The organism is Spirosoma montaniterrae, from assembly GCF_001988955.1.
In the GTDB taxonomy this organism is placed as follows: domain Bacteria; phylum Bacteroidota; class Bacteroidia; order Cytophagales; family Spirosomataceae; genus Spirosoma; species Spirosoma montaniterrae.
The window spans coordinates 4,432,833-4,445,537 of record NZ_CP014263.1 but is presented as its reverse complement, the minus strand read 5'-3'; the positions used below and the strand labels follow the sequence as shown (position 1 = coordinate 4,445,537).

The following is a 12,705-nucleotide window of genomic DNA, read 5'->3' as shown; positions in this document are numbered from 1 at the left end:
GCATTACGCCAGCTTAACCTTATTCCCCGTTTCTGCCGCCCGATAAATGGCTTGCAAAAGCCGCACGTCGCGTTTGCCTTCTTCGCCAGTGATGTGGTCGGGAAGCTTTTTGCCATCGAGCAGGTCTTTGCAGACGCCGTCCATGTGCAGCGCCTGATGGTTGGTGTGGGGCAAGTCGATAGGCCCTTTGCTGGTGCGGCCTTTTAGCGGGCCGTAGCCAAAGGCGGGCGACAACTCGAACCAGCCTTTCTCGCAGGAAGCATAGAGCCGCTCTACACCCGCCGTGTAGCTCGTGGTGGAGTTGCTGACGGCTCCACTCGGAAACTGAAACTGCCAGAACAGCGTCTCTTCTACGTCTTTGAATTTCTCCGGCTCGGTTTTGGGGCCAAACTGCGCCGTGACCGACATGGGTTCCTCGCCCGTCACGTAGCGGGTGCCCTGCACGGCGTAAATGCCCACGTCCATAAGTGGCCCGCCCCCGGCTAACTCTTTTTTCATCCGCCATTGAGTTGGGTCGCCAATGCGGAATGCATCGCTGCTTTCGATAAACTTAACCGGCCCAAATACTTTTTCCTGACCAAATCGCATAACCTCGCGAGTAAACGGCTCATAGTGAAGCCGATAGCCGATAGCCAGTTGCACGTTCGCCTTTTTGCAGGCATCGATCATTTGCTGACATTCTTTTTCAGTAATCGCCATTGGCTTCTCACAAATGACGTGTTTACCCGCCTGAGCCGCCCGAATCACGTACTCGGCGTGCATGGAATTGGGCAGCACTACATAAACTACGTCGATGTCTTTGTTATCGGCGATGCGGTCGAAGGTCTTGTAATCATAGACGTTGGTCCTCGGAATATTGTATTGCTGCATCCATTCGGTGGCCTTAGCGGGTGTGCCGGTCACGATACCCGACAGGCGGCAGTGCTGCGTTTGCTGCAACGCCGGAGCCAGCCGGGTTTTGCTGTAGCCCCCCAGGCCCACCAATGCAACGCCGAGTTTACGGGTAGGCTGCTCCAAACCCGATGGATTGGTCATCAGCGTATAAATGCGGCTATGTTCGGCCTGATACCAGTCGATTCCTGCACTACCAACGAGCGGTATGGACGACAGTCCGGCACCAAGTGCCGATAATCGTTGAAGAAAGCTTCGACGCGGAAGGTTCGATTGAGTTGCCATGCGGGTAAGGTTTAGTGGGTAAAGAACGCATCGAGCAGGCTATACCCAAGTCAACAAGGCAACGGCCCGCAGGGAGTTATGCGGTTTACTTATAGGAGTGCAAGATTGCCAATTATTTTGTGCATATTTGCACTATATAGCAAAACAATCATGGCTACTTCAGGCAGAACAAATCTGGTAATAACCCGGCCCTATCAGCGACCTGCTACAGATTTGATTCATCAGGCGCATCAGGGTGTACTGCGTCGGCGGGTCGATGAGGTGGCTCGTTTAATTGGCCTGACCGACAAAGAAATGGCTCATATTTTGAATATGTCGGTGCGGAACCTACACGGAAAAGCCGAAACGGATTCGTTGTCGCTTTCGGCGAGTGAGCGTTTGTTGTTGCTCGAGCGACTGCTACAGCATGGCCTGATGGTGTTTGGCGGGCGGGCCGATTTGGTAAACCGATGGCTGCATACGCCCCTGCCGGAGTTGAGCTACCGCGAAACGCCCTTTGAAACCGGGCAACCGGCACCCGTGCGGGCGTTGGGCAGTTTTCAGGAACCCACACCCACCTACGACCGCCCGGCTGTACCAACGCCCCAGGAACCGCTCGGCGAGGTTGTGCCGCAGTCGCCGTTAGCCGTGCTGGATACGGTATCAGGCTTTTCGGTGGTAGACGACGTGCTGGGGCGCATCGAATGGGGCATTGTGGGATAAATACGGATGGACGTTTACCGAATCAATAAAACACCGTACCACATCGACCCGTTGTCGGTGGTGGGTAGCCACCGCCACGGCGGACGCTGGAATCCCAAAGGTATTGGCATTCTGTACACCAGCCGAACGCCTGAACTGGCCCTGCTCGAAACGCTCGTTCACCTGCCCCCGCTGACACTGCCCGAACTGCCGCAACGCTGGCTGAGTACCATCCGCCTGCCTGATACCCTCGCCGATACTATCTTCTGGCTCGACCCCGCCCTCTTGCCGCCCTACTGGCAAACCGGCACCCTGGTCGAGACCCAACCCATCCTTACCGACTGGCTGCTCGACCCGTTTTGCTTAGCTGTTGCCGTTCCCTCGGCCATCATCGACACGTCGTACAACCTACTGCTACACCCCCAGCACCCCGCCTTTGCTCAGGTGGCCGTAGTGGCCCAGCGCGTACTGCCGCTGGATGGGCGGCTGATGCGGTAGAAATGCGTAACTTTGGTAACAAGACCAAGTTAATCATGTAGGCCAGCATTATCAACATAGACCGAAGCAACGGCCCGGCCAACCGTTGACCCACAACGACTCCGCGAGTTTTTGTTGCTGGCAAAGCAGACATTTTCTAATCCTGAAACGGTTCGGCGGTTAGACGCGTCAAGTTACTATCAGAATCTACGTAACTTGCCGACTAAATGATGCTAATGAACGTAATATGGTGACAGATAACAAATCGCGATCCACAAAAATATATGCCCCTTTAAAAGGTAAAGAATTGGTTGCCACGCCAGAAGAGCGTGTACGGCAAGAGTACATTACCCGTCTGATTGACCACTATGGCTACAGTCGGGAACAAATGGGGCAGGAGATACAAGTTAATAACTCGCAACGGGGACAGGGGCAGGCACGCGCCGATATCGTAATTTGGAAAACGAAAGAAGATAAAATTGAAGAGAATAGTCCGATTATAGTAGTTGAGTGTAAAGCTGAATACATCACCATTCAGGAAGAAGATTATTTCCAGGGCTATAACTATGCTTCGTGGGCTGGTGCTGATTTTTTCGTTACGACTAATCTGAAGGAAACTCGCATTTTCCAGGTTGTAAAGGGCAAGATTCCAAAGCGGCTTATTGAAATTATTGACATCCCGGCAGCGAAAGAAGTTAACAACGAGCGGAAGATAAAGGAACTGCTTAGCCAGACTAAAGCCTTCACGCGAGACGAATTTTCCAAGCTGCTATTCAAATGTCATAACATCATTCGCAATAACGATAAGCTTTCTCCGGAAGCAGCATTTGACGAAATATCAAAGATTCTATTCATCAAGATTCGCTACGAACGGAAAAACACGCAGGGACAAATTTTCTCTGAAGAACAGTTCAAGCAAGATAAAGCCACGTATGATGGCTATCGTTCGGCTAACAGCGTCCCTTTTTATCAACAACTCTTTGAGAGTACTAAAGAAGATTTTAAAAACGACGACCTGTTCGACCCAAACGAAACGCTTCGGATTCGGGAGAACAGTTTTGAAGCTATCGTTCGTGAATTACAGAAGTATAACCTCTCTACTACGTCGGACGACGTAAAGGGTATTGCTTTCGAGCAGTTCTTAGGCCGCACGTTCCGGGGTGAACTCGGACAGTTTTTTACACCCAGGACGGTTGTGGATTTTATGGTTGATGTGCTCGACCCGCAGGAGGGCGAAGTCATTTGTGACCCTTGTTGCGGTAGTGGCGGTTTTCTAATCAAAGCCTTTGAATATGTACGAGCTAAAATTGAAAACGACATTCACAAAGCAAAAGAAGAAATTAAAGGCCGCTATTACACAGACGCTTACGACAATGCGTCTCCCAAGAAAAAGCAAGCCATTGATGAGTTAGTGAATGATTTGTTCGCCAGACTAAACCATGAACTGAGTATCGACAACGAAAACAGCCGCCTTCGTAAGCTCTCGTATGACTGCATATACGGCACCGACGCCAATCCGCGTATGGCCCGCACGGCCAAAATGAACATGATTATGCACGGCGACGGACACGGTGGAGTGCATCACAATGATGGCTTGCTGAATGTCAACGGTATTTTTGAAGGTCGGTTTGACGTTATCCTGACTAATCCGCCCTTTGGTGCCCGCGTCGAAAAATCACTAAAAATTACCGAAGCCGATAAGTATACCGACCAGAAACGTATTGCACAGTATCAGGCACGTTATGGAGCCGACTACGATAAGGCTTTAAGGCAGATCAATGACAACATTGGCGAGTCGGTGCTTGATTTGTACGAAACGGGTAAGCTATCATCCTTGACGGAGGTGCTTTTCATTGAACGTTGCCTGAACCTGTTACGGCCCGGCGGTCGGATGGGCGTTGTATTGCCCGAAGGCGTGTTGAATAACCCGATGTTGCAAAAGGTGCGCGATTTCTTCGAGAGCAAAGCGAAGATCATTTTTATTACGTCTATTCCGCAGGATGTGTTTGTTGCATCAGGGGCGACGGTAAAGCCCAGCGTAGTGTTTCTGCGGAAATTTACCGATGAGGAAACCGACCGCTGGTATGGGTTGAAAAGTGATGCTAAAGACCGGGCATTTCAAAAGTATGCGGTTGAGTGGAATAACATTCAGCAAAATTTGGCCCGACGCGGAAAAGACGCTGTTCCCGCCGATGAGAAGAAAGAACTTCGCGCCCGCCTGACTGAAATTCAGCAGGCCATTGACACCGAAGTACGGCTTGAAGTGAAGAAGGCGTTTGATTACCAGATTCCCATCGCCGAGGTAGAAAAAGCAGGAATTAGCTCTACAGGTGCGCCCTGCGAAAACGATTTGGAGCCATTAGCTATCGAGTTTAAAGAGTACCGGCAAAAAGCGCAACTTTGGGCCGATCATTACCTGAAAATTCGCTATGAAGACAAAGGCGACGGTAGTATTATGCGCTGGATTGGTAACGAACCTACTGTTTTGTACGGACAACCCAAAGCCTGATGACTACAATTACTTCCCGTATTGACTTTGTTTCATTTAATGACTTGGTCAACTGGAGCGTTCGGTATCTGCGCGAGAACCGTTCCCGTTATAAGAACACGTTTTCGTTAGTCCGTATCGGCGACTTCCTGACGCGTAACCGGAATATCATTGAGATTCAGGACGACATACTGTACACCCGCGTAACCATCCGGCTGTACACAAAGGGTGTACTCAAACGCGACGAAGAATGGGGACGTAACATCGGCACCAAGCGCCAGTTCATAGTGGCGCCGGGGCAGTTCATCATGTCCAAAATCGACGCCCGAAACGGCGCGTTTGGGTTGGTGCCGCCTGAACTCGACGGGGCCGTAACAACCGCCGACTTCCTGAGCTACGACGTAGATACGAGCCGCATCAACCCGGCGTTTCTGACGCTGGTATCCTCTACAAAGGAGTTTCTGGCCATCTGTCAAAGCAGCAGCAGCGGCACCACGGGTCGGCAGCGCGTGGACGAAACGCAGTTTCTGAACATAAAGATTCCGTTGCCTTCACTTTCAGAACAGAACCGGATTGTAGCGGCTTATAACGCCCGCATTGCGGAAGCTGAGCGGCTGGAAGAGCAGGCTAAGCAATTAGAAAGAAAAATCGAAGAGTATTTGTTTAATGAATTAGGAATTGTTGAAGTTTCATTGGTTCCTAATAGTGGACGACTTGCTTTTGTAAACTGGCGAACAGTTAATACGTGGGGAGTTGATAAACTGCTGAGGGGTGGAAATAAAGACATTTTACGCTCTAATCTTTTTCCGAACAGAAGATTGGCCGAATTAGCACATATTAACCCTCACACAGATTTTAAAAGTTTGTTAGATAACTTTCCAATAAGTTTCTTGCCGATGGAATGTATTTCTGATGAATATGGCGAAATAGAAGAGTTTAGAACAGGCATTAAAGCACATTCTAAAGGCTACACCAAATTTCAAGAAGGTGATTTGTTATGGGCCAAAATTACTCCTTGTATGGAGAATGGCAAGTCCGCATTAGCAAATAACCTTCTAAATGGATATGGCTATGGGTCGACAGAGTATCATGTTATTCGTAGCCAAAGTCCTTCTTTTAGAATCTCTTTTCTCTATCACCTCTTAAGAGCAAAAGCAATTCGAAAGGATGCTGTCAACTATTTTAGCGGAACGGCTGGGCAGCAACGTGTTCCCAAGTTTTACTTGGAAGGTCTTATAGTACCTCATCCACCGTTGGAAAAGCAAATAGAGATTGAGACTCGGATAACTTATTACAAATCCGAATTGAAAAAACTCAGGGTGTTCAGCCGCAAAGAACATCAACAAGCTATTGAAGACTTTGAATCAGAACTATTTTCGTCATGAGATTGCAGGAACTTTATATTAAGGATTATAAAGTGCTTAAGGACTTCACGATACGGTTCGATGAGCAGTCAGCGATTACGGTACTGATTGGTGAGAACGGGTCGGGTAAAAGTACCGTCTTAGAAGCTATTGCGATCATTTTTAACGAACTTTCTCTTGACCTTGACGGCAAACTGAAAGAACAGCCCTTAATAGAATATTCTGTAGTATACGTTATATGGAATCGCTCTCCTATTCTTAATGCACCAAAAGGTAGTGAGGAGATAAAACAGATTCTTGTACAGTTAGAATATTCTTACGAAACGGGTTATAAGTTTTTGATCAACAAACAGCCTATTAGTCAACCTGAATTTAAGAGGCAGCACCTTTTTCGTAGTCTGATACCCTCAAAAATTTTTCTATATTATTCAGGCTTGTCAACCTATTTAGAGAATTTGGCTACAGGACGTAATGGGCTTTACTCTAAAGAATTGCGCAGCCAAAAATTGAATATTGGCGAATACATATATCCTAAAGAAAGACTGCTATACTATATTTCACCATTACATCACGCTATCACCCTATTGTGCCAATTATTAGCTGATGAAGATGGAAACCCTACAACCCTTACTGGGAAGGAAGTAAAAGCGGAGTATGAATTAAATGAAGTTAAAATTGTCATACAAAAGACTACTAAGTTTAAATCGTCAGAAAGCTATGAGCGATTTTGGGGGGCAGAAGGGGCTTTAGCTAACTTGATGCAAATCTTGTCTCTTAACACAGACTTGGGCCGACCCGATTTACCTTATGGGCAACAAGAAAAACTGGATGAACTCACGTTGTCTTACACCGGCTTGATTGGTTTGCGAGACATTCAATATCAAAATAATTTGTCCAACTACGAATTCGCTGTCGTTCTATTTCACTTGTTAGAAAGCCTATTTTACGAGGGTTATCTGGCAAAAGTTGACTTAGTTTTTAAACGGGGGCACGAGCGACTTGATTATTATCGGCTCAGCGAGGGCGAGCGGCACCGTTATACTATTTTGGCTTTAGCTCATTTATTCAATCAGAGTAATGAGGAAAACAATTTGTTTCTTTTGGACGAGCCAGACGCTTACTTCCATCCGAGATGGCAGGTAAAATTTATAAGAGCAATCCAGACTGAGGTAAATCCTTTTAACCAGTATATCATGGCGACCCACTCCCCGTTACTCTTGAACTATGCTGATCGTAGGCACGTGCATGTCCAACAGCTTGTCGACGGTCAGGCGGTTGATTACATGCCGCGCTATGCTGGTCGTGACATAGCAACCGTGCTTTATGAGCTCATGGGTGTGGAAGAACGCCCCGAAGGAGTTCGCACACAACTTACAAAATTGTTCTCATTAATAGAAGACGAAAATACTGTAGATGCTCGTGCCCTGTTTGCCGAAATAGCCGCTATTATTGGCCACGATGACAGGGATCTGACGAAAGCCCAAGCCGAGATTGACTTTCTTGAACAGTTGGATGAAACGAATAACGAAGAGTAGAGAACCCAGTGAGTTTGCCGCTTATAGAAGAAAACAAGGAGCAACTTACAGCAATTTACCTGAAGATGGCAAAAAAGCACTCAGACAATCACTCGTCAAAGAACAGGGTGGCTTGTGTTGCTACTGTATGTGCCGTATACCAGAAGTGGGTGGTAAGTATCCGGGAATGAAGATTGAGCACTTCAAAAGCCAGTCGAAATATCCATCTGAGCAGTTAGTTTATAAGAATTTGTTTGGAGCTTGCTGGGGTAATGTGCAAGGCAGGTTAACTAACGGTTCGCAGTCTCAAACCTGTGATACGTTTAGAAGCAGTAATAACGAAGACATTACATCGTTCAGCCTTCTCACTACCAATTTAGAAGCTGAGATTAGATATCTACGTGACGGGACGATGCAGTCCAAAAGAGCCGACTTAGATCATGAACTTAACAAAATCCTAAATCTCAATGACCAGTCATTACGTAGCCGCAGAGAGGGATTAAGAGACGCCATATCAAATAGGTTACGTCAATTAAACACAAAGGGTAAAGTAACCGAGAAAGTTATCCGAACGCTAATTGAAAGTTACAAGAGCAGGGATGCCACTGGTAATTTCAAAGAGTTTTATCCTTTGGCTGTGTATTATCTGGAAAATAAGTTGAGACAGTATAAATAGCCCAAATTTAAGCACATATTAAAAATAAACATAAATACCGGTCTAGTCGCCGAGGATGTTTTTACGTTACCCCGAAGCCAAGACTAACCTGCTGTTGACGGGGGCAAGGGAAATAAAGGAGGGCGACCTGTATGTGCTGAAGAAGCGGGTGCACATCCGGTCGCCGTTTGCGGTGACGACGAAGGACCGGAAGGCCAACGTGCTGCTACTGGCGTTTGTATTTGAAGTCGTTTTGGCCAGTGGGGTGGCGACGGTTCAGTACGGTAGGGCCAGGGCCACACGCCTATGCTCGTAGCTGAGCGGATGGCTGCTTACCGCGACATGACCGAGGATAAGAAGTACTTATCGCCCGATCAATATCCTAACGGCTGTTAAACAGGTTGGCGAATCGTCGTCAGCAAAACAAAAGGTACAGATTTTCACGAAGGCGAAACCATCCGTGAAAATCCGTACCATCTGTATAATCAGTGTCCCATTCAAAACCTACACCAAACCGACTTGAATTTCGGTTACGTGGTTGTTGGGGTTGTCGAAATCAGTGGCTGTGTACACCTCCCGAATGTGACCGTTGTACTTGTGCCCGGCCTGGTAGAAGGCAGGAAACAGCGCGTCGTATACAGCCGGTAGTTCGTCCCACGGCCCGGTATATTCGTAACTGACGCAACGGAACGGGGCAAATGTTTTCAGCGAAAAACCAAACGGTTTCGCCTGCGTGTGTGCAACCGGCAACACAATCTCCAGGCCAAATTCGTTGGTCTCGTCGCCACTCACGCCCGCGTAGATGTACTGAATCGGGCCGGTGGGCGTCAGGCCGAGTTGTTCGGCTTCGGTGTAGAGTTCGCCCGGTACGTGGTTGTGCTGGTTGAGCGTCAGGAGCGTGGCGCGGGTGCTGAACGTCAGGGCCATAAAGGGCACGGTTGTAGCAACGGACAGGCTTTCAGGAGCGATCATTAGGGCTGTTGTTTGTGTTGTCATGGTTAATCAGGATTTGGGTGAATGACCATATCAAAGATCGACCAAACCAGTGACAACCCTATGTCAGTAGGGTCTACAAAAAAAGCCGTTTCCGAACTCGGAAACGGCTCCCAACGCCCAAATAGGCCGTTTTTAGAAAATATACTTGTTTTCGGCAATCATGGCATCGGCAATTTGCCGACGGGGATTTTTCAGGTTCATCGGCTCAATTTTGGTGAACCGTTTCAGGCCCATCAGCATACCGCGCAGTTCGTCGCCTTCGGCAAACGATGTGATGGCTGCCCGGCCCGCGCTGTTGACTTTCTCAACGGCTTCGTGCAGGTACACCAATGCCATTTGCTTTTGCAGCGAAACGGCAGCTTCGCCTTTGATGCCAATCAACTTCTCCACACGCAGCAATACAGACTCGGCCACGTAGATTTCAATCGCCATATCGGCCACGTTCATCAGAATCTCCTGCTCGTTCGAGAGATTCGTCATGAACTTCTGTACGGCAGCACCGGCCACCATCAGCGCGGCTTTTTTCAGGTTCCGCAACACGTTCTTCTCGGCTACGAACAAGCCTTCTTCCTCTTCCGTATTGAAATCAGGAATCGACATGATTTCTTTCGCCACTGCCATTGCCGGACCCATCAGGTCGAGTTCGCCTTTCATGGCCCGCTTCAGCAGCATGTCAACAATCAGCATCCGGTTGATCTCGTTCGTACCTTCAAAGATTCGATTGATACGCGCATCGCGGTAGCTGCGGTCCATCGGTGCATCGGCAGAGTAGCCCATACCGCCATACACCTGCACACCTTCGTCGGTCACGTAGTCGAGTACTTCGGAGCCGTGTACTTTCATGACGGCGCATTCAATGGCAAACTGTTCCAGAGCTTTCAGTTTGGCCGATGCATCGTCCATGCCCTGCTCTTTGAAATCTTCGATCAGGTCGTCGATATTCTGACCCGCGCGGTACGACGCCGTTTCCGACGCATATACCTTAATTGCCATTTCGGCGAGTTTGTGCTTGATGGCACCAAATTCCGAAATAGGCGTTTTAAACTGCTTACGCTCGTTGGCGTATCGAATAGCGTGATTAATTACTTCTTTCGAGCCGCCAATAGTGGCAGCACCCAGCTTAATACGGCCAATGTTCAGGATGTTTACGGCAATTTTGAAACCATTGCCACGCTCCGACAACAGGTTCTCGACCGGCACTTTACAATCGGTGAAAAACACCTGACGCGTATCTGAGCCTTTGATCCCCATCTTGTGTTCCGGCTCGTTCATGGTAATGCCTTCGTAAGACTTCTCGACAATAAAGGCCGAAAGGTTCTTATCCAATTGCCCATTGGCATCGGCAATTTTGGCGAACACAATGAACAGGTCAGCGAAACCGCCATTGGTGATCCACATTTTCTGACCAGTTAGCACGTAATGCTTACCGTCTTCGCTCAAAACGGCTTTGGTTTTGCCGGAGTTGGCGTCTGAACCGGAATCGGGTTCGGTAAGGCAGTAAGCGGCTTTCCACTCGCCCGAAGCCAGCAGGGGCAGGTATTTGGATTTTTGCTCTTCGTTGCCGTAGTACACAATCGGCAGCGTACCGATACCTGTATGTGCCGATAGAGCCACCGAGAACGAATGCCCCGCGCCAGTGGCTTCGGCTACCAGCATCGACGTGTTGAAGTTCATGCCAAAACCGCCGTATTCTTCTGGTACGCCCGTACCCAACAGCCCCAGTTCACCAGCTTTGTCCATCAGCGACGAAATCAGTTCGGGCGATTTTGCCGAGTCAATTTCGTTTAAACGGGGCCATATTTCGCGCTCCAGAAACTCGCGGCAGGTAGCCGCAATCATCTGCTGCTCTTCAGTAAATTCTTCAGGGATAAAAACGTTGGCAGCCTCTGTCTCTTTAATCAGGAATTCGCCACCCTTGATGGAGGCTTTGGGTTCTGTAGCAATCATCTTGATCGGTTTTATTATGCGTGCATACCAATTCTTATGCAAAGAAACTACGTCAATAAATAGTATGCAAGCATACTAATAACAAAATTTTTGCGTGTTTTGTCTAACTTATTCAGTGGTTTTTACAAGAATCAGATGCGGTGTATGGCTGGCGCGAAGGAGACGCAAAGGGTTGCGTCTCACCCGCGTCAGCCATACATCAATATAACGTCAGATTGGTTATCAGTTCAGCCGCTCGAAAATACCGGCAACGCCCTGACCACCGCCAACGCAGGCCGAGACCATGCCATATTTTTTATCCTGACGGCGCATTTCGTTCAGCAAGTGCACCGATAGCCGCGCCCCGGTTGAGCCGAGGGCATGACCAAGTGCAATAGCCCCGCCGTTGGGGTTAATTGTACTCCGGTCGAGGCCGAGTTCCTGAATTACCGCCAGCGATTGTGCTGCAAACGCTTCATTCAGTTCGATTAACTCAATATCGTCCTGCTTCATACCAGCTTTTTGCAGCGCGATAGGAATAGCCGCTACAGGACCAATACCCATAATTTTCGGCTCAACACCCGCCGATGCATAGGACATCATTCGGGCTACGGGTTTCAGATTCAGTTCATTCACCAATCGCTCCGACATCACCAGTACGAACGCGGCCCCGTCTGACGTCTGCGACGAGTTACCCGCCGTAACCGAACCGCCAGCCGCGAATACGGGCTTCAACTTTGCCAACCCTGCGGCACTTGTGTCTTTGCGCGGGCCTTCGTCCTGTGCCACAGTCCACTCGCGGGTTTTTTTCTTACCACTTTCAGCGTCGAAGTAAGTTTCTTTGACATTGATCGGCACAATTTCGTCCGTGAACTTACCTGCCGCCTGAGCCGCCAGAGCTTTCTGGTGTGACTCGAAAGCGAACTCGTCCTGGGCGTCGCGGCTGATGTTAAATTGCTGGGCAACCTGTTCGGCAGTCAGTCCCATACCGATATAGTAATCAGGGTTTTTCTTCGCGATTTCGTAGTTCAGAGCCGTTTTCCAACCCATGACCGGCACCAGCGACATCGATTCCGTGCCGCCTGCGATAATGCAGTCGGCCAGCCCCGAATGGATTTTGGCCGAGGCAATGGCAATGGCTTCGAGACCGGAACCACAGTAGCGGTTGATGGTAAAACCCGGTACGCTTTGCGGCAGCGACAGTAGCGCAATGTATCGGGCAATTTGCATTCCCTGCTCGGCCTCAGGCACGGCGTTACCTACAATCAGGTCTTCGACGCGGGCGGGGTCGAGGTTAGGCACTTGACTGAGCAAATGTTTGATGACTTCAGCCGCCATATCATCGGGGCGGGTCAGGCGGAGACCACCGCGTGGGGCTTTACCTACGGCAGTGCGGTATCCGGCAACAATGTATGCATCCATAGTTAA

11 protein-coding genes are annotated in these 12,705 nt (G+C 49.0%); 7 read left to right on the top strand and 4 right to left on the bottom strand.

What is annotated here, in order from left to right:
• Positions 1-3 precede the first annotated feature (3 nt).
• Positions 4-1,176: a Gfo/Idh/MocA family protein gene (locus AWR27_RS19125; protein ID WP_077132674.1), complete on the bottom strand. Its 1,173-nt coding sequence runs from the start codon at positions 1,174-1,176 to the stop codon at positions 4-6.
• 150 nt (positions 1,177-1,326) lie between these two features.
• On the opposite strand from AWR27_RS19125, the gene AWR27_RS19120 reads away from it, so the two are divergent.
• The 7 genes from AWR27_RS19120 to AWR27_RS25565 all read left to right on the top strand — a co-directional run bounded on the left by AWR27_RS19120 (position 1,327) and on the right by AWR27_RS25565 (position 8,671).
• On the top strand, positions 1,327-1,878 hold the full coding sequence (locus AWR27_RS19120; protein ID WP_077132673.1) for an antitoxin Xre-like helix-turn-helix domain-containing protein: 552 nt from the start codon (positions 1,327-1,329) through the stop codon (positions 1,876-1,878).
• Positions 1,879-1,884: 6 nt separating this feature from the next.
• Complete coding sequence (locus tag AWR27_RS19115; protein WP_077132672.1) at positions 1,885-2,355, top strand: RES family NAD+ phosphorylase; 471 nt, start codon at positions 1,885-1,887, stop codon at positions 2,353-2,355.
• Positions 2,356-2,641: 286 nt separating this feature from the next.
• Positions 2,642-4,843, top strand: coding sequence for an N-6 DNA methylase (locus tag AWR27_RS19110; RefSeq protein WP_198045033.1), 2,202 nt, complete (start codon positions 2,642-2,644; stop codon positions 4,841-4,843).
• Positions 4,843-6,207, top strand: a complete 1,365-nt coding sequence (locus AWR27_RS19105) for a restriction endonuclease subunit S (protein ID WP_077132670.1) — start codon at positions 4,843-4,845, stop codon at positions 6,205-6,207. Before AWR27_RS19110 ends, AWR27_RS19105 begins: the two co-directional genes overlap by 1 nt.
• The gene (locus tag AWR27_RS19100) at positions 6,204-7,721 is read left to right on the top strand and encodes an AAA family ATPase (protein ID WP_077132669.1); all 1,518 of its coding nucleotides are present in this window, start codon (positions 6,204-6,206) and stop codon (positions 7,719-7,721) included. Before AWR27_RS19105 ends, AWR27_RS19100 begins: the two co-directional genes overlap by 4 nt.
• The gene (locus AWR27_RS19095) at positions 7,699-8,376 is read left to right on the top strand and encodes a retron system putative HNH endonuclease (protein WP_077132668.1); all 678 of its coding nucleotides are present in this window, start codon (positions 7,699-7,701) and stop codon (positions 8,374-8,376) included. Before AWR27_RS19100 ends, AWR27_RS19095 begins: the two co-directional genes overlap by 23 nt.
• 55 nt (positions 8,377-8,431) lie before the next feature.
• Complete coding sequence (locus AWR27_RS25565) at positions 8,432-8,671, top strand: hypothetical protein (protein ID WP_077132667.1); 240 nt, start codon at positions 8,432-8,434, stop codon at positions 8,669-8,671.
• Between the two features lie 188 nt (positions 8,672-8,859).
• Here AWR27_RS25565 and AWR27_RS19085 read toward each other — a convergent pair whose 3' ends face one another.
• The 3 genes from AWR27_RS19085 to AWR27_RS19075 form a co-directional block, all read right to left on the bottom strand.
• Positions 8,860-9,351 carry a GyrI-like domain-containing protein gene (locus AWR27_RS19085; protein WP_077132666.1) on the bottom strand — a complete coding sequence of 164 codons (492 nt, stop codon included), beginning with the start codon at positions 9,349-9,351 and terminating at the stop codon, positions 8,860-8,862.
• A 132-nt stretch (positions 9,352-9,483) separates the two neighbouring features.
• Positions 9,484-11,298, bottom strand: a complete 1,815-nt coding sequence (locus AWR27_RS19080; protein WP_077132665.1) for an acyl-CoA dehydrogenase family protein — start codon at positions 11,296-11,298, stop codon at positions 9,484-9,486.
• Positions 11,299-11,520: 222 nt separating this feature from the next.
• Positions 11,521-12,699, bottom strand: coding sequence for an acetyl-CoA C-acyltransferase (locus AWR27_RS19075; protein ID WP_077132664.1), 1,179 nt, complete (start codon positions 12,697-12,699; stop codon positions 11,521-11,523).
• Between the last annotated feature and the right edge of the window lie 6 nt (positions 12,700-12,705).